The organism is Streptomyces sp. NPDC046303, assembly GCF_055588085.1.
Map to the genome: position 1 here is coordinate 194055 of NZ_JBVJFA010000006.1, position 16808 is coordinate 210862.

Annotated in this window: 14 protein-coding genes, 1 tRNA gene and 1 pseudogene; 7 read left to right on the plus strand and 9 right to left on the minus strand. The window is 69.3% G+C overall.

What is annotated here, in order from left to right:
* The first annotated feature begins 214 nt into the window (after positions 1-214).
* From ACZ6I1_RS09035 to ACZ6I1_RS09045, 3 genes are all read left to right on the plus strand, one after another.
* Positions 215-333 (plus strand) — tRNA-Gly (locus ACZ6I1_RS09035).
* Positions 334-885: 552 nt separating this feature from the next.
* Entirely contained in the window at positions 886-1419 is a 534-nt protein-coding gene (locus tag ACZ6I1_RS09040; RefSeq protein ID WP_469284798.1) for a hypothetical protein, read from the plus strand.
* A gap of 593 nt (positions 1420-2012) precedes the next feature.
* Complete coding sequence (locus ACZ6I1_RS09045) at positions 2013-2432, plus strand: winged helix-turn-helix domain-containing protein (RefSeq protein ID WP_469284801.1); 420 nt, start codon at positions 2013-2015, stop codon at positions 2430-2432.
* Here ACZ6I1_RS09045 and ACZ6I1_RS09050 read toward each other — a convergent pair.
* Positions 2344-3033, minus strand: a complete 690-nt coding sequence (locus ACZ6I1_RS09050) for a DUF4389 domain-containing protein (protein ID WP_469284804.1) — start codon at positions 3031-3033, stop codon at positions 2344-2346. The two genes, ACZ6I1_RS09045 and ACZ6I1_RS09050, sit on opposite strands and share 89 nt — an antisense overlap.
* A gap of 358 nt (positions 3034-3391) precedes the next feature.
* Between ACZ6I1_RS09050 and ACZ6I1_RS09055 the strand changes: the two genes are divergently transcribed.
* Positions 3392-3694: a hypothetical protein gene (locus tag ACZ6I1_RS09055; protein ID WP_469284975.1), complete on the plus strand. Its 303-nt coding sequence runs from the start codon at positions 3392-3394 to the stop codon at positions 3692-3694.
* Between the two features lie 180 nt (positions 3695-3874).
* On the opposite strand, the pseudogene ACZ6I1_RS09060 reads toward ACZ6I1_RS09055, so the two are convergent.
* Positions 3875-3994, minus strand: a pseudogene (locus ACZ6I1_RS09060) (xanthine dehydrogenase accessory protein XdhC); the annotation flags it as partial.
* A gap of 306 nt (positions 3995-4300) precedes the next feature.
* Between ACZ6I1_RS09060 and ACZ6I1_RS09065 the strand changes: the two are divergent.
* Positions 4301-4804 (plus strand): GNAT family N-acetyltransferase, encoded by a 504-nt coding sequence (locus ACZ6I1_RS09065; RefSeq protein ID WP_469284806.1) that lies wholly within the window; start codon positions 4301-4303, stop codon positions 4802-4804.
* A 312-nt stretch (positions 4805-5116) separates the two neighbouring features.
* Here the strand turns inward: ACZ6I1_RS09065 and ACZ6I1_RS09070 are convergent, their stop codons facing one another.
* From ACZ6I1_RS09070 to ACZ6I1_RS09090, 5 genes are all read right to left on the minus strand, one after another.
* Positions 5117-5980: an urease accessory protein UreD gene (locus tag ACZ6I1_RS09070; RefSeq protein WP_469284808.1), complete on the minus strand. Its 864-nt coding sequence runs from the start codon at positions 5978-5980 to the stop codon at positions 5117-5119.
* A gap of 59 nt (positions 5981-6039) precedes the next feature.
* Positions 6040-6735, minus strand: a complete 696-nt coding sequence (gene ureG, locus ACZ6I1_RS09075) for an urease accessory protein UreG (RefSeq protein WP_469284810.1) — start codon at positions 6733-6735, stop codon at positions 6040-6042.
* 30 nt (positions 6736-6765) lie between these two features.
* A complete protein-coding gene (locus ACZ6I1_RS09080; protein ID WP_469284812.1) occupies positions 6766-7440 on the minus strand; it encodes an urease accessory protein UreF in 675 nt (224 codons plus the stop codon).
* Positions 7441-7549: 109 nt separating this feature from the next.
* On the minus strand, positions 7550-9625 hold the full coding sequence (gene ureC / locus ACZ6I1_RS09085) for an urease subunit alpha (protein ID WP_469284814.1): 2076 nt from the start codon (positions 9623-9625) through the stop codon (positions 7550-7552).
* Positions 9622-10425, minus strand: a complete 804-nt coding sequence (locus ACZ6I1_RS09090; RefSeq protein ID WP_469284816.1) for an urease subunit gamma — start codon at positions 10423-10425, stop codon at positions 9622-9624. Before ACZ6I1_RS09090 ends, ureC begins: the two co-directional genes overlap by 4 nt.
* A 940-nt stretch (positions 10426-11365) precedes the next feature.
* On the opposite strand from ACZ6I1_RS09090, the gene ACZ6I1_RS09095 reads away from it, so the two are divergent.
* Positions 11366-12304: an NADP-dependent oxidoreductase gene (locus ACZ6I1_RS09095; RefSeq protein ID WP_469284818.1), complete on the plus strand. Its 939-nt coding sequence runs from the start codon at positions 11366-11368 to the stop codon at positions 12302-12304.
* Between the two features lie 515 nt (positions 12305-12819).
* Here the strand turns inward: ACZ6I1_RS09095 and ACZ6I1_RS09100 are convergent.
* Complete coding sequence (locus ACZ6I1_RS09100; protein ID WP_469284820.1) at positions 12820-13440, minus strand: hypothetical protein; 621 nt, start codon at positions 13438-13440, stop codon at positions 12820-12822.
* 771 nt (positions 13441-14211) lie between these two features.
* Complete coding sequence (locus tag ACZ6I1_RS09105) at positions 14212-14661, minus strand: hypothetical protein (protein ID WP_469284822.1); 450 nt, start codon at positions 14659-14661, stop codon at positions 14212-14214.
* Positions 14662-15038: 377 nt separating this feature from the next.
* Between ACZ6I1_RS09105 and ACZ6I1_RS09110 the strand changes: the two genes are divergently transcribed.
* A complete protein-coding gene (locus ACZ6I1_RS09110) occupies positions 15039-16781 on the plus strand; it encodes a galactose oxidase-like domain-containing protein (protein WP_469284824.1) in 1743 nt (580 codons plus the stop codon).
* The last annotated feature ends 27 nt before the right edge of the window (positions 16782-16808 follow it).

Below are 16808 nucleotides of genomic sequence, written 5' to 3' on the forward strand. Positions count from 1 at the left end.
GTCTCACCGGGTCCGGCTCTTTCGCATTGAGCGCTTCTTCACCCTGCGTCTGAGCCGGCCAAATGCAGGAGAGGCTCACTGACCTGTGCGTGCCGTTCACGGAAGTTGTGCCAGAACCCGAGCTGGCTCTGGCACAACTCCTGAGGATTCGTCCTCAGAGAACGATGTCTCTACCCTCAGTCGGAGCGGGAGTGGGCGCATTTCCGCAGGTTGCGGTGCCGTGGCAGAGCGGCCCATTGCGATCGCCGTGGGCGAGGTCCCTCCCACGGCGACTGACGGAGACGGGGCGGACCTGCTCCCCTCTGTCCGCGGGTTCAAATCCCGTCGGCACCGCAGCCGACCTGCACGTCGTCCAGCGCACGGACCTGCTGCATCACGCCAGGTCCACACAGGTTGTGCCAGAGCCACACCCCGTGAACAAAGCCACGCGGTGGGCGGCCGGCGCGATGGCCGCGGTCTGCATGCTGCTGCTCCTGGGCCCTTCCGCACCGGTTGGTGACAGCCGCCGCGTCGGCCCGCTGCCCTTCGACCTCGCCGGGGGACGTCGAACCGGGACCGGGTCGCCCACGTGGAACATCGCAGCGCGACCGCCCGCCGCCCGAGCGCCTCCCAGGCCTTTGACCACCCGCGCCGCGGCCTCGGCATCGCCGACGGCGTGAGCGCAGCGCGCTTTCAGCGTGCCTTGTCTCGCTCTTGGCCGGCCGGCTTCGACCGAATCATCCGTATCGCTTTCGGTGGATACCGGTGCGTCCGGGGTCTGGTCCGGGCAGCCTGGACGTCGTAGGGCCGGCCGCGCGACTGGCCCTCTCGGGACGGCGGGAGGTTGGGGTTGTGGTGGATAGGGTGCTGGAGGCGTTGGGGGCCGCGCATACGGGGTCGGTGGGGGTGCTGCTTGCTGATGGCAGCGAGCCGGGGCGGGTCTATTTCGACGTGGGCAGCGGTGCGGACATGCCGTCGTCGGCGGAGTGGCACGTCTACGACGGCCGGTTCGGCCGGCCCCGGGCCGCGGTCTTGCGGGGCAGCTGTTCATGCGGCTGGCGGGGCATGGCCGAGTACCCGCTCGACTGGACCACGCTCCCGGACGACAAGCCCCTCTATGAGTCGGACGTCGATTTGTCGGGGCCGGTCAAGGACTACGACGCCCACCTGTCGGTCATCCGGGACGCGGCTGTCCCACTCCCTACGGAACTCACCGGTCTCCTCACGGAACTCGTGCGCCGGCTCGACGGCCTGGCCGCCGAGGAGCCTCTGGTGGCGCTCAAGGCACTGGCCGACCTGCGGTACGTCATCGCCCAGGCCGGGCAGGACGCGGCGTATGAGCTCGCCGCCGAGGCGGTACCGATCGAGCAGGTGGCGGTCGCGCTCGGCACGAGCGAGGCCGCGGCCCGCAGCTACCTCAACAGCTACCTCCACCCCTGACCTCGTGCACCCGGCCCGGCGCGGACCTGCCCGCTGCCGGAGCGGGGTGCCTGTCCTGGTGCATGCTCGGTTTTGCGGTGAATCCGCTCGCCCAGCGGAGTGAGGTGTCGTGCCGCACTGAAGGACGACGACTTGCGCCGTGAGGCGCTGTGAGAGGGCTGGCCCGCCGAGGCGGGCGGTCAGGACCGCCAGGCGGAAGGCGGTGCCGGGGTGGCCATGCTCGGCGGCCTGGCCAAGCCACTGCTCGGGCGCCGTGCGCGTCCCCGGCGCGCAGGGCCTTGGAGCCCAGGCGGTAGGCGGAGTTCACGTCAGCCGCGTCCGGCCGCCTTCCGCGATCGGGCCCCTCGGGGGGCGTGGGCGCGGCCCAGCTGCCGTCGGGGCGGTCCCAGAAGTCGGGAGGGCCCGCGAGGCGCGACATCAGGGCGGAAGGCCGTGCGGTGGTGTCCTGTGCGGTGTGCCCGTCCGCTGTTACGGCACTCACCTGATTTCCTTTCCCACGCCGCCCCGTCCGCCTCTCGGGGCGGATCAACTTTCTCAACTTCTGCCGCAACTCCTCCCAGGCCCGCCGCAGGCCGGCCGCCCGGCCGCGCACAATGCGCGCTGCCGGCCTCGAACTCGACGCGGTCCGCCGTACCGCCCTCCGGGCCGGCCGCCTGCTGGACCTCTCGGTCAAGGAGTTCGCCGTCCTGGAGGCGCTCCTGCGCGCCAGCCCGGACTTCTTGAGCGCCGAAAACCTCCTCGAACAGGTCTGGGACGAGAACGCCGACCCGTTCACGAACACCGTGACCGTCACGGTGGGCCGCCTGCGCCGCAAACTGGGCGGCCCCCCGGTCATCACGACGACCCCCCGGGGGCTACCGCATCGCCGAGTGAAGGAAGGGGCCGCCCGCCGAGCTTCCGGAGCCGCCGGCCAGCGGCGGAGTCTTATCCTCCGCCCGCGGTCGCGACCGCGCCCGCCGGGGGCTCGCTCCCTCCCATGTCCAGCCGGAACGGCGGGTACTCGTCGGTCATGAGGGACGCGTAGACGAACACCCGCAGAGCCCAGCGCAGCAAACCCATGAGGAGGTCGAACAGATCCCTCGGGTAGGTCCCCGTGAAGGTCAGGATCACCATCGCGACCAGCGAGAGCAGGCCGATGAGGCCGGTGGAGAACGGACTGTACTCCTCGACGTAGCGGAATACGCTCCAGCCGCTGGTGAGCAATATGGCGATCACCAGGAACTGCGGGATGACCAACAGCCACTTGACGAGGACCAGGCCGCGGGAAAGTCGTTCGGGATAGGCGATATTGACCCGGATCGGATAGTCGGGCACGTCTTTCAGGGTGAAGGGGGGATACGCGTCGGTGCCAAGTACCGCGGAGCAGTAATAGGTGACGCGCATGCTCCAGCGTATGACGCCTACATTGAAACGGAAGAGCGGCCGGGGATAGCTGCCGGTGATGAGGATGCTGAAGAACGCCGCAATGCTCAGCAGCAGGAAGGCGACCTGCAGGAAGAACAGGGCCACGTAATGCGGGAGGGCGAAAATCCACTTCACCAGCCACTGCCATCGGCTGAGCCGGGGATCCAGGGTCGCTGTGACGCGCGCGGGATGAGTGGAAGCGGGAAACATCGCTGCCACATCCTTTCTCGTAGGGGAGTGGGAATATGTCCGGCGCATCGCACCGTCCAGCATTTCCGGCCATGCGATATGCGGGCCGCTTGCGCGGTGTGCGCCGTATCGCAATTAAGCCCCTGAATTCAGCTCCGGTCATGTCCCTGCATTGCGTGGCAGGAGAACGCGTGGCTTGACGGATCGCAGTCGATCTGGCCGTACTGGCCTGATCTGGCGCTGACCAGTACGGATGCGAGCTGGTCCTGACCTGCCTCCGCTGTCAAGCCACGCAAATCCGCGACATGACGCGAGGCGCGCAGTCGATTTCCCTGGATGAGGAGACTCTTCCCGATTTCGCAGAGGACAGGAGATCCAGGTGCAGATCATCGCCGTAATCGTCGCCGCCGTCACTGCGGCAGGTACCAGCATTGCCTACCTGCGCAATCTGATCGCGGGAATCCGGGAGCACCCCATACCACTGTTCTTCGGAAGACTCGCCTGTGTTCCGCTCTGGGTCGACCTCGTCTGCTTCCCGGCCTGGGTCGCGAGCGCCCTCCTGCTCGGCTTCGCGCTGCCGTCATGGGCGGCCCTGACCGCCTATGGCGCAGCAGCAGTACTCCCCTGGGAAGTAGTGCGCCGTCGTCACAACCGGCGCGTCAGGAACGGCATCGCCATCTGACCCGTCAGGGCCGCGGGCGCACGGCCCTGGCTTCCGGACCAGCTCCGGAGACCCCGCCCCGGACCGCGCCGCGCCGCCCGCGTGTACGTCGCCTACGGAACCTCGGCATCCGTGTCCGGCCCCGGCCCGGGGGCGGTCTTGTTCGAAGGTCCGGAGGAGGTCTGCCGCGACGCTCACCCCGAGCTCCAGTCCGACGTGTCCGACGCCGAAGACCGCCACGGACGGGACCACCGGCAACGGCTCGAGCAGGACGCTGACGGCCCCGCCGCAGCACTGCACGCCGTGTCGTCCCCGCACACGCTGGATCTGCACCTGCTTGCGGGGGATCCCCAGGGCGGTCGATGAGGGAGGTGTCGTCGCAGGCTTCTTCCGCCCAGGGCCGCGTACCGGCCTGGAGGCCGTCCGGGGCCCGCCTGGGCGTCGCCCGTAGCGGCGAGAACTGCCTGGTGGCTCAGCAGCCGTTGCCATACCGATCATGGAGTGTGTCGATCGGACGGGAGTCTTGTTCGGGTGATCGCGGGCACTGTCCGGCATGAGAGCAGGGTCTGGCGGTATGCGGGAAAATTCAGAGGAGCGGACGGCCGCGCGCTGCTACGGTCGGGCGCCATGAGCTGGCTTCCCGATAACTTCGTCCATCCCGTGCTGGTACCGCTGCCGGGCGGTGGTCATCATCTGCGGCCGATCCGGGAGGCGGACACCCCGCTCGACTATCCGGCTGTGATGGGTTCGCGCGAGCGGCTGTGGACCATTTTCGGCCCGGCCTGGGGCTGGCCCGCGGCCACCATGACCTATGAGGCCGACCAGGCCGACCTGTTGCGGCACGAGAAGGAGATGGCCGCACACCAGTCTTTCAACTACGCGCTGTTCGACTCGGCGGAGACAGCTCTGCTCGGCTGCGTCTACATCGACCCGCCGGAGAGGGCCGGCGCCGACGGTGAGATCTCCTGGTGGGTGGTGGACGAGCTGGTGGGCAGCAAGGTCGAGCAGGCCCTCGACGAGCTGGTGCCGCAGTGGATCGCCGCCGACTGGCCGTTCGAGCAACCGCGCTACCTCGGCCGAGAGATCTCCTGGTCGGACTGGCTCGCCCTGCCGGAGCACCCCGGCGCGTAAGTAGCTTTTCTCGTATTCCTCTGGGGACTGGTACTCGAACGGTCGTCTCGCTTGGGTGCTCGTCGGGTGCTTGGCGCATGCGAGGACGGCCTCCTGAACAGCTCGCTGGTGTCGGCAGCCGAAGGCGTACTGCCGCCGGGCGATGCCAGCCGACTTCCCGCGCCCGCCGTTTCCAAGCGGCCTGCCACACCCCCCACTTCCGGCCCTAGGCATCCGGTTCCCAGCGGAGCCTTCTACGGTCGCTCCTGCCCGTCCCCGTCCGTCACGCCCTCCACGAGGGCGTGACGGACGGGGACGGGCAGGACCTCTTGTTCAGGTCGGTCTCGGCTCCATGCCCTTGATGTGTTCGAGGGCTGTGTCCAGGAGTTTGCCCACGTCGTGGAGGCTACGGGCGGTGGCGGTTGCCAGGTAGGCGGGGTGCTGGGCGAGCGGGGTGAGAACGGCGTGGCCTGCCTCGGGATCGTCGCCGATGAGGATCGGCGGGTGATCGGGGGTCAGGTAGGGGTCCACGACCAGGAGTTGACCAGTAGCGCGGTATCCGCCCAGCACGGCGGGGCCGTCCCAGGCCGGCGCCGTCCCGCCGTAGGCGGTGTGCTGGTCGAGGACGGGACGGCCGCCTCGACGCACGGTCAGGCGGGTGGTGAGGTGGCCGGGGGGCTCGGGGGTGCGGCCGAGGAGTTGCTCTTCGCGCAGGATGACGGCGGCGGTCGGTGCGAGGTCGACGGTGCAGGCCTGGTGGAGGGTGCTGTTCTGGACGCTGATCAAGGGTTTGGGCAGCCAGGTCAGGATGGCGTGGTCGGCGACGGTGAGGCGTACGTCGTAAGTGGCGGGGGCGGCGGTGGCGCCGGGCAGCGCGATGGTGGCGGCCGCCGTGGACACCTCCAGCTTGGCGTGTTCCTCGGCGGTGACGTCGAGGGCGAGACGGTCTCCGCCGAGCGGTGCGCACATGGCGCTGATCACGCTGACTCGGGCCCACCCGTTGCGGGGCTGCGTCCGGTGCAGGTGGAAGGGACCACTGCTGCGCAGGCGCGGGACGGTGGTGGCGGAGCCGTTGTGCACGGCCCTGATGATGGCGGTGGCCTGGACTCCCGAGAGCTCGGGGTCCGTTGCGGGCCTGCGCACCACGGCGGGTGCCTCGTTCGTCCGCCCGCTGTCCGTCTCCCTTCCTTCGGCCACCGGCGCCGGCGTGAGGTGTTCCGCCGTGGGCGCCGGGCACGCCTGTGGTGCGGTGGCTGTCATACGGCGGCCTCGGCACGCCAAGCGGACAGGCAGCCGTTGACCCACTCGGCGACCGGCTGGATGCCGTCGTCCGAGGCCAGGCTGGTGAAGACGACGGGGAGGGATCCGCGCTGCTTGCTCGCGTCGGCGGCCATGGTCTCCAGGTCCGCGCCGACGTACGGAGCGAGGTCGGTCTTGTTGACGACGAGGAGGTCGGCGGTGGTGATGCCGGGGCCGCCCTTGCGGGGGATGTCGTCACCGCTGGAGACGTCGATGACGAACACCTGGTGGTCGACAAGGCCCTTGGAGAAGGTGGCGGTGAGGTTGTCGCCGCCGGACTCGATGAGGATCAGATCCAGCGGGAGCAGTGCCTCCTCCAGCTGTTCGACGGCTTCGAGGTTGGCGGAGATGTCGTCGCGGATCGCGGTGTGCGGGCAGGCGCCGGTCTCGACGGCGGTAATGCGCTCCGGCGGCAGCACGGCTTCGCGGAGCAGGAACTCGGCGTCCTCGCGGGTGTAGATGTCGTTGGTGACGACCGCGATGGACAGCCGGTCGCGCAGGGCGCGGCACAGTGCGGCGACGGTGGCGGTCTTGCCTGATCCGACGGGTCCGCCGAGGCCGATGCGCAGGGCGCGGCGGCTGCCGTTGGCGCGCAGTGCCTCGGCGCTGGGGGTGTGGTGGTGCGGCAGGGCCGTGTCGTGGTCGAGGTGCATGGCGTTCTCCGAACGGTGTGTATGTGGGGGTCAGGAGGCGAAGAGGCGCATGGGCCAGGCGGCGTGCTGTTCGCCGGTGATGTCAAGGAGTGGCGAGGACGCGGCGGGCAGGACTGCGACACCGTCGGTGGCGAGCCGTGCTGCCGCTTCGGCGGCGGCGTGGGCGACGTCGTCGAGTTCACCGGCGAGCCGGGCCAGCAGGGCGGTGGCGTCGAACGGGTTGAGGCTCAAAAGCCGTACCGCGGCCGTCGCAGGGCCGCTGATGCTCTCGTAGGCGGCGCACTGGGCGGCATCCGACGGGGTCAGGCCGGCGGCGCGCGCGGCGACGCCGAGGACCACGGGCTGGTGTGCGCCCTGCGGGAGCGAGTGGGCGATCTGGTCGAGCTCGGGGCAGGGCCAGGCGGCCCGGGCGGCACGCAGCATCTGCCGGCCGAGCTTGCGGGCGACGTGGCGCAGTGCCGGTACGGGGGTGCGGGCGTCCGCGGCCTCGTCCAACGCCATCGGGTCGTACCCGGTGGCGGCGCCGGCGGCGAGGCCGGCCGCGGTCAGCCCGGCGGTGTGCAGGCGGCCCCGGCAGAACGCCTGAAGACTTGCGGCGTCGTGGACGCCGTGCGAGGCGACCGCGGCCTCCACGCCGCCGGAGTGGGCGTGCCCACCGGCGGGGAAACGGCCGTCGGCCAGAACGAGCAGGGCGGCATGGCTCATGGGAACGGTGGCCTGCCTTTCACAGGTACGGGGTGAAGAGGAGGGCAAGGGGAGAATCTTTCCCCGGGAGAGCGGGCCCGGCGGCCAACCGCCGGGCCCGCTGCCGTGCTCAGAAGAGGAAGTACAGCTGCGTCATGGGCAGAGTGTTCTCGTAGAGGCCCTTACCGGCCGGGTTCGGGACCGGGGGCGGGCTCGGGGTTCGGGGCTGGCCGGAGAACATCGTTTGGTTCTCCACCGTGGTCTTGGCATCCGTGGTCGTGCCCCAGTACGCACCCGGTTCCTCGGACCCGCTTCTGGCCGGGCTCGGCGGCGGATTCTTCAGGGGGAAGGGAGCGGGCCGGCGCGTGCCCGTGTCCGTGCCGCCGCCCTCGCCGATGGTGATGTCGAAGTAGTCGGGGCCGATCTCGATGTCCGGCTGTTCCGTGTTGAGCTTCATGTCAGCTTTGGTCTTGCCGCGGGGGGAAGTGATCTCCAGCAGCCCCTTGGTCAGCCCGTACGTGGTGGGCTTCCGACCTGGGGCCGAGGCACCCTCCACTACGAAGTTGAAGGAGTTGCCCCCCGGTGCCGTGCCGCATGACCCCCACACCGGACGGGGGAGGTACGGCTGCGGTGTCGGGATCGACGCGTTGGCGTCACCGATCTGCGCGTAGGCGATCTGCCCGCCCTTGATGATCATGTGCGGCTTGACGCCGAAGAACTTCGGCTCCCACAGCACCAGATCCGCGATCTTGTCGGGGCCGGCCTCGACGGAGCCGACATACTTGTCGATGCCGTGCGCGATGGCCGGGTTGATCGTGTACTTGGCGATGTAGCGCCTGACGCGGAAGTTGTCGTGTCCCGGGGAGCCAGTCGTTCCCGGGATGCCGGGGTCCGGCAGGTGACCGCGACGGCCCTTCATGACGTGCGCGGTCTGCCAAGTTCGCATGATCATTTCGCCGATACGCCCCATGGCCCCCGAGTCGGAGGACATCATCGAGATGGCACCGGTGTCGTGCAGCAGGTCCTCAGCGGCCATCGTGGAGGGCCGGATACGCGAGTCGGCATACGACGCGTCAGCGGGGACGTCGAGGTTGAGGTGATGGCAGATGACCATCATGTACATGTGCTCAGCGACGGTGTTCTTCGTCAGGGGCCGGGTCGGGTTGGTCGACGCGGGCAGCACGCTCTTCTTGCCCACCAGCTTCATGATGTCCGGTGCGTGGCCGCCGCCGGCGCCTTCGACATGGAAGACGTGAATGCCCCGGTACACGCTGGTGTTGCGATCCTTGGTCGCCTCGAACGTGTCCTCGACGAACCCGGACTCGTTCATCGAGTCGGCATGCAGGGCGACTTGGGCCTTCTTGGCCTCACAGACCTCCAGCGCCACGTCGATGGCCGCGGGGGTGGCCCCCCAGTCCTCGTGGATCTTGAGGCCGATGGCCCCGGCGTCGATCTGGGCTTCCAGCGCCTTCTTGTTGACCGTGCCGCCCTTGCCGAACAGGCCGATGTTGACCGGATAGGCGTCCAGCGCCCTGAACGTCTGCTTCATGTGCCACTCGCCGGGCGTCATGGTGGTGGCCCTGCTGCCGTCCGCGGGGCCGGTACCGCCGCCGATGAGCGTGGTCACACCCGACGCGAGCGCCTCGTGGATCTGCCCGGGTCCCAGGAAGTGCACGTGGGTGTCGACGCCACCCGCGGTCATGATTTTCCCATTTCCGGAGATCACCTCGGTCTCCGGCCCCACCACGAAGTTCGAGGCACCTTTGGCCTGGTCCGCGGGCTTGGGTGTCATCGTCTCCGGGTTGTAGGCCTGGCCGATCGCGTAGATCTTCCCGCCCCGCAGGCCGACGTCGGCCTTCACCACGCCCCAGTGGTCAATGATCAACGCACCGGTGATCACGGTGTCTACCGGCAGGAGGAGGCTGGTGGCGCCCGGCGGAAGTGTGGAGCCGTCCCGGGCGATGTGTGACATGCCCATCGACTCGCGCATGACCTTGCCGCCGCCGAAAAGCATCTCATCGCCGCTGCGCTCCGGCCCGCCGCACCAGTCCTCCTCGATCTCGACGACGAGGTTGGTGTCGGCGAGCCTGACCCAGTCGCCCTTCGTCGGGCCGTACAGCGTGGCGTAGTCCTCCCGCTCCAGCGGAACCGGAGGGCGCACGGTGAAGCTGGGAGTCGAAGCCGCCTGGGCAACACACTTCGTCATCGCTGGGTCACCTTCGCGTCCGCTGTGGTCGTCCTTGCCTCATGAAGGCCCCATACCTCCAGAGCTCCCCGGATGGGCACCACCCATACCCTGCGCGCGGCCGTTTCGCCGGGCTCGAAGCGCTCCGACGTACCGGCCGCGATGTGCAGCCGGTACCCGTTCACGTCGGCCGGCCGGGAGGACATCTGGTCATTGCCATCGTCCTCGTAGAAGTCGAGCCCCCTGCCGCCTACGTTCCCGCCGTGCCTGTTGACGTCGTCCAAGTGATAGTGGGAGCCGACCTGGATCGGACGGTCCGCGGTGTTCTGCACCCACAGCTTCTTCCCGGTCGGGAACGTGCTGCCCCCGTCCAGGTTGTACGGCACAGGGGTCTTGTCCGGGTGCTCCCACTTACCCGGGTGGACCGTCGTCGGGAGCTGCACGTCGCAGAGCGGATCCGGGATGACCACCAGCTTGGTGCCGTCCTTGAACGTCGCCTCGACCTGCACGTTGGCGATCATCTCCCGGACCCCCGGCAGGACGTTGAGGGTCGGATCATTGTTCGCCGAGGTCGGCAAGGTAGTCCCGAACTTGGTGAGGCGCACTTGGAGCTGCGCCGCCACATCGCCCAGATTGGTGTCCATGAGCTCGGCGACCGTCTTCGTGTCGTGACGGGCCTCCTCCAGCACATAGGCCGCAAACAGCGCCATGACTTCCGGATAGTTCAGCTCGAGAGTGGGATCGCGCATGAGGCGTCGCTCGACCAGATCCGCCGCGGCACGGATCATGAGCCGCTCCTGCTCATGTGGCGTCAGATGCATCCAGTTCCCCTTCTTGCTCCTCGTTTGGCACCTGCGGCGAACACCGCCAGGGCGGCGTGAACTGTGCTGATGCGCAGGACGCCGCAGGTTGGTCAAAAAGGATGTATCCAGCAAGAAAGGAAAGAACCCTCATCACTCACAATCCATTGAAAAGGGAGCCATGTGGGCGAACAGGGCGCACACGTCGCACGGCCCGTGATTCCAGGCCGGCCGCCCCTGGCGAACTCTGAGGCTCCTCGGACACGTGCCGCCTCTCCTGATCCAGCGAGGGGCCACCCAACGACACCCTGGGGCGCGTCAGGACGGGATTCGGCGTCTCGTACACGCACGGGTGGAGGCGGCCTCATCCGACCGTGCGCGTCACCTTGAAGACAACCGTGGGCCACGGCCGTCACACTTCGTGCTCGCAGAAATGACCATCTGTGAGAGTTCTGCGAGAACCCCGGTAGTGATCACGTTGGCTTCGTGTCGGCGTAGAACCGGACGTGCGATGCGAGGCGTTCGACCCCAATGCCCTCGGGTTCGGAGGAGGGGCGCTCGCTATGGGGCCGTCGTACGCCTGGACCGCCAGCCTCACCGGATACGTCCAAGGGGGTCGGATCCGCTCGAGAGTCTCCCGTTCCTCCGGAGTCAGGTCCCGGCCGTGAGAGGCGGCGAAGATCCGGAGGTAGCCCTCGGGGGCCGGGTTGCCGTCCGGGACGTTCTGCTCGCCGCTCTCCTCGTAGTTGAGGAGGAGGCTCACGGCGGCCCAGGCGCTGTTGTGCCGGGCGGCTGGGCGCGCCGTAGCCGGCGAGGTCGCGCTGGTGCTCGGACACGGCGGCACCCTGTCGGCGGGTGTGCCTTCCACCGCGGTGACGGGGCCGGGGTGGAACTCGGGTCTCCTCATCCCGTCGTCAAATTTACTGTTCCCCTGACCGCTCCCGGTGGAAAGATGATCTTCATGACGACGACGCGTGTGATCATCCAGCGGAGCATCGGCGGCTCCGACGTGTTGGAACTCGCCGAGACACCCCTCCCTGTACCCGGCCCCGGCGAGGTGCTGGTCCGGGTGCGGGCCACCGGCATGAACCCGGCCGACTGGAAGGTCCGGGTCGGCAAGGTGGACTTCTTCGGGCCGCCGCCCTACGTCCTCGGCCACGAGTTCAGCGGCACTGTGGAACGGCTCGGCGAGGGCGTGGACCGGTTCGCGGAGGGCGAGGAGGTGTACGGCTGGACCGTGCCGCCGCACGGCAGCCACGCCGACCACGTCGTCGTCCCCGAGGACCGGATCGCCCCCAAGCCCCGCACCCTCGACCACGTCGGCGCCGCGGCCCTGCCCATCTCGGGTTTCACCGCCTACCAGGCCCTGATCACCCTCGCGGACGTGGGGCCCGGCCACCGGGTGCTGATCCACGGCGCGGCCGGCGGCGTCGGCCACCTCGCCGTCCAGATCGCCAAGGCCAGGGGCGCGTACGTCATCGGCACGGCGAGCGCCGCCAAGCACGCGTACCTGCGGGACCTCGGCGCCGACGAGCTGATCGACTACACGGTTGCGGACTTCGGCGCGCTCCGCGACATCGACGCCGTACTGGACACCATCAGCCTCGACTACGGGCCGCGCTCCCTCGGCACGCTCAAGCCGGGCGGCATTCTGGTGGACGTGGTCGGGGTCGGCGTCGACCGCACCGAGGTCACCGCCCGTGCCGCCGAACTGGCCGTGCGCTTCGTGGAGTTCTTTCTCGAGCCGACCCCTGCCCTACTGACCGACTTCGCCGCGCTGATCGACGGCCACGGCATCCGGCCCACCATCTCCGAGACTCTCCCGCTCACCGAGGCGGCGAAGGCGCACGAGCTCAGCGAGACCGGGCGGGTCCGGGGCAAGATCGTGCTGGTTCCGTAGGGTTCGTGCGGCCGGCGGTCGGGGGGCGTATCCGGCTTCGGCCGTACGGGGCTACCGGGGCGCGGGCGGCGTACGCGCGAGGCCAGCCGACGATCGCGGAGATGTGATCGGCTAACACGGGCCAGTGGCGCCGGATCCGTGCCTTCACGAAGGAGACCAGCGCCTGGGGGGAGCCGACGGTGATCGTGGCGCGGGAGGAGGGCGGCTTCGCTTGTTTCCCCGCCCAGGAGAGCTGCTGCTCGGACCGCCGGGATCTGCCTGGGCTTCTCCGGCACCGACAGCCGTGCCACCCTACCGGGGCGTGCCGTAGCCGGCATGCGCGAGGAGGGGCATGTCTTGCGCCGTGTCGGCGGTGCCGAGGCCTGGGCATGCGGCGGGCGGAGATGGGCCGGCTACGGCTACGGCTGGGATGGCCGGGGACACTGGGTTGTCGATGTCCCGCCCGGCGATGAAGTCCGTGAGCTGAGGGACGGAGAGGTGAGGGCCGCCGCCGTGTGGTGGCGGCCCTTGAGGGGTCAGTTGACGACGGGTCCGGCGTTGGGGTTGGGGCCGTTCCAGCCGCCGAAATCGATGTCGTCGCGGGGGCCGGGGTCACCCTGCCCGGTGCTTTCGGGGGGTCCGCTGACGCCACCGTGACCGCTGTTATGGCTGCTGCTGCTGCCGTTGCTCGCGTCGTCCGTGCTCCCGTTGTCCGTGCCGGCGGGGTTCGGCGGGGCATCGTTCATGATCGGGCCGGGGCGCGCGTCGTCGGTGCGGCTCTCGGAGGGGTAGTGACCGCCGAGCTCGGAGTCGTCGTAGATGACGATGTCCAGGTCGTGGGTGTTGGGATCCCCATCGTCGTGTCCGTTGCCCCCGCTGCCGCCAGTGCCCCCAATGACGCCGGACATGTCGGTACCGCCGGCGCCGCCGGTGGGGGGCTCGGTCTCGCCGCTGGCGGGAGGCTGGGTGCCGTCTCCGGCGCCGCCGCCCTTGCTGAAGACGTCGAGGAGGCGGGAGGGGTCGACGTCGGTCGTGACTCCCATGGCGGGGGAGGCCGGGGCGGCGAACGCCGAGGTGGCGGTGAGGGAGAGGCCTGCGGTCGCGAGGGTCGTGGCGATCATGAGAGGAACGAGGCGGCGGGTCCTGGTGATGGCCATGGGAGAGGGTCCTTGAGGGGGTGGTCGCTGAGGGTGGGGCCCGGACGAGGCGGCCGGCTGGTGCCGTCCCGGCGGGGGTTTCCGTGCCTCCATTGGGCCTCAGGCGGCGGCCCGCGGTCATGGCCCGGAAACTCGGGACTTGACACGCCGCCCCGGACGGGGCAGCGCTCCGTGACCGCCTCGGTGGGGCCGGACACACTGCGTGGTTCCGCGTGGCGCGGCGATGAGTTCCGGATGCTCCGGGAGTCTGGTTCGGTGTAGCGATTCACGGCCTGCTCGGCTGCGCCACTCCACTCCGAGGGAGGCGAGGGCGGCGAGCTGGTCTGTATCGGGTCGGTTGCGGCGCTGTTGCTGGTTGACGATCTACTCGAGTGGTATAGCGCGACGGCATCGGCCCGCCACTCAAGGGAGGCCCACAGCAAGCTGCACGATCTCGGAGCGGCGCTGGGTGCCAGGGCCCGCCAAAGGCGTCCTGGTGGTCGGCGACGAACTGGAGGCGGCTGCGGGTCGAAGTTCACCAAATTGGAGAGCACGCGGCTGAGGCCGAGGCCAGGCCGTGCGCACAGAGCCGGCTATATGACCTTCACCAGCGTCCTCTGCAAGCCCTGAACGGCGGTGCCGGTCAGGGTGTCGACGCCGCTTGCGCATGGAGCGACCGGCCGGCGTCGGCGGCGGCCAGGTGCTCCGCGACCGGTGGGGGGCCTGCTCCGGGCGCAGGGGCTTACGGGCAGGCCGTTGCCAGGCTCCGGGCAACGGCCTGTCGCGTGGCGGTCACATGCCGTGCGTGGGCGTGCCCTCCGTGCACGTGAGGTGGATGACCAGATCGGCGGGTTCCACGTCGGGGTTCGGGCGGCGCTCGGGGTGCTCGGGGTTCCCGGAGTGGTCCGGGTGCTCGGGCTGCGACGAGCGGATCTGGTGCTTGCGCACGGTGACGATCCAGCCGGTGGCGTTCGCGTTCGGGTGGCTCTCGATGACGTCGGCCGGTTCCGGCGCGAGATGTGCGCCCTCGCTCGCGGAGATGGCGAAGCCACCGCTGTAGGCGCTCTGGGGCGCGGGGCAAAACAGCTCGTGGGGCTGGCCGTCGGCGCCGCCCGGGATGACCTGGCCGGTGATGTGGGATCCGGCGTCCAGTGGCAGGGCTGCGGCCTGGGTGGCTACGGGACCGAGCAGGGCCGCTACACCTGCAACAGCCGCAACGGCGATACGAGTTCTCGTGTCCATGGCAGTAGTACTCCCTTACAGCGATGGGGTCGGGGTCGAGGCCATTGCAGCAGCGCGGCGGCCGACTCCACAGCGGACACGCACAGTGACATGCCATGGATCGAGGCGAATCGTTTCAGTCGAGCGTCTGCTCGCCTGTCGCTACAGTGTGTGCTCTACTGTGCGCGTTCAGTTACTTTGCGTGGCCGTCCCGGGTGTTACCCGGGGACCGTCATCACGCCTTCATGAGGAGCCTCATGCCCCGCAGAGGGAGGTGGGCTCTCGCGGCCGGCTGTGCCGCGATTGCCCTGTCCATCACCGCACCCGCCCGCGCGACCGTTCCATCCATCGGCTCGGCGCCGCCCGCGGCGTACGCTTCCGACGTCCGCCCGGGCGGAGTGCGCATCACCGACGACCAGGTCCGCAAGGAGGTACGCCCCGCTGAGGTCAAGGCGCTGGGTCAGGCTGTCGCCGAGCAGCGGGCCCGTGATCGCATCGGTCTGCACACCATCACCTCGGACTACCCGCAGACCACCCGGACGCTGCGCTACAACCGGCTCACCGACTCGCAGCGCAAGCTCAACGCCGCGTTCGACGCGGCCGAGTTCGGGAAGTTCACCGACTACTTCTCCAGCCCCGACTTCGGCGACCACGTCGCCCTGCTGCCCACCGGGAAGGTCCTGCTCTTCTCCTTCGAGGCCATCGAGGAGAACCCGACCAAGGAGCCCGCGCCCACCGACATCATCGGCAAGGAGAACGCCGGACGGGCCTACGTATGGGATCCCGCCAAGGGCGAAGGAAGCAACGCCTTCAAGGCCGTGCCGCCGCCCGTGGTCGACATGCCCGACGGCAAGGGAGAGCCGCGGCCCGCCCCGGTCTTCTGCGCCGGACAAGCCTATCTGCCGAACGGCATGGTCGGCGTCTTCGGCGGCAACCTGGGCGGCAACGGCGGCACCGGTGCCAAGCTCGCGCTCGTCTTCGACCCGTGGACCGAGACCTGGCACCAGCAGAAGGACATGGCCGAAGGACGCTGGTACCCGACCGTGGTGACCGGCGCCGACGGGCGGCAGTTCGTCACGTCCGGTCAGTCGGACATCGGCTGGGGCGACCTGTCGACGGGGATCGAGCGCTTCCCCGCCAAGGGCACTCCCGTCTCGTACGACCCGGCCGTCGCACCCAAGGGCCGGGCGCTCGACCTGTGGAAGACGGACGCCCCGTACAAGATGGACTACCCCCATCTGTTCTCCCTGAGGGACGGACTGATCTACGGCTTCGGCCGCAACTTCGACGAGCAGTTCGTCTTCGACCCGCAGACCGAGACCCGCCGCAAGCTGCCCGACCGGCCCGACGGCGGCATGCGCAACTACGGCTCCGCCGTCGCCCTGCCCAATGGTTCCAACGGCCCGGACTCCGCGCTGATCCTCGGCGGGAACCGCAACGACCCCAACACCTACAAGTTCGCCGCCGGAAGCTGGACCAAGGACACCCCCCGTGCCTTCGGCCGCACCCAGGACAACACCCTCATCTTGCCCGACGGCAAGCTGTTCACCGTCAACGGCGCCTACGACATCCGTGACTACGGCAACGGCCCCTACAACCCCAACGCGGACCTGAAGTACCGCCAGACCGAACTACGGGACGCCGACGGCACGTGGCGGCTCGGGCCGCACCAGCGGCTGCCGCGCGGATACCACTCCAACGCCGTCATCCTGCCCGACGGACGCATCATGCTCACCGGCGACGAGCTCCAGCAGATCGCCAACAACCCCGACATCAAGTCAGGGATGAACGGCACCATCGAGATCTACGAGCCGTCCTACCTGCACCAGGGCCCCCGCCCCCAACTGACCGCCGTCCCGAAGGGCGCGCAGCGCTACGCATCCACCTTCCGGGCGCGCACCAGCACCCCGGACCGGGTCAGCCGGGCCGTCCTGGTGGCCCCCATCACCTCCACCCACTCGGTGAACACCAGCCAGCGGCACCTGGAGCTGCCCATCGCCAGCCGCTCCGGCAACGACCTCGTGCTGCGCACCCCGCAGTCCGCCAAGGAGGCACCTCCCGGGTACTACATGCTCTTCCTGCTCGACGAGAAGGGCGTACCGAGCACCGCGCAGTGGGTCCAGCTACGCCCCGGTGCCTGACCTCGGCACCCGCCCCTGTCGCCGGAC

Bases quoted from the DNA above. Each gene is read 5' to 3' on its own strand.
- ACZ6I1_RS09045 (WP_469284801.1), top strand. From the start codon at position 2,013: ATGCGCGCTGCCGGCCTCGAACTCGACGCGGTCCGCCGTACCGCCCTC.
- ACZ6I1_RS09050 (WP_469284804.1), bottom strand. From the start codon at position 3,033: ATGTTTCCCGCTTCCACTCATCCCGCGCGCGTCACAGCGACCCTGGAT.
- ACZ6I1_RS09065 (WP_469284806.1), top strand. From the start codon at position 4,301: ATGAGCTGGCTTCCCGATAACTTCGTCCATCCCGTGCTGGTACCGCTG.
- ureG (WP_469284810.1), bottom strand. From the start codon at position 6,735: ATGCACCTCGACCACGACACGGCCCTGCCGCACCACCACACCCCCAGC.
- ACZ6I1_RS09080 (WP_469284812.1), bottom strand. From the start codon at position 7,440: ATGAGCCATGCCGCCCTGCTCGTTCTGGCCGACGGCCGTTTCCCCGCC.
- ureC (WP_469284814.1), bottom strand. From the start codon at position 9,625: ATGACGAAGTGTGTTGCCCAGGCGGCTTCGACTCCCAGCTTCACCGTG.
- ACZ6I1_RS09090 (WP_469284816.1), bottom strand. From the start codon at position 10,425: ATGCATCTGACGCCACATGAGCAGGAGCGGCTCATGATCCGTGCCGCG.
- ACZ6I1_RS09095 (WP_469284818.1), top strand. From the start codon at position 11,366: ATGACGACGACGCGTGTGATCATCCAGCGGAGCATCGGCGGCTCCGAC.
- ACZ6I1_RS09100 (WP_469284820.1), bottom strand. From the start codon at position 13,440: ATGGCCATCACCAGGACCCGCCGCCTCGTTCCTCTCATGATCGCCACG.
- ACZ6I1_RS09105 (WP_469284822.1), bottom strand. From the start codon at position 14,661: ATGGACACGAGAACTCGTATCGCCGTTGCGGCTGTTGCAGGTGTAGCG.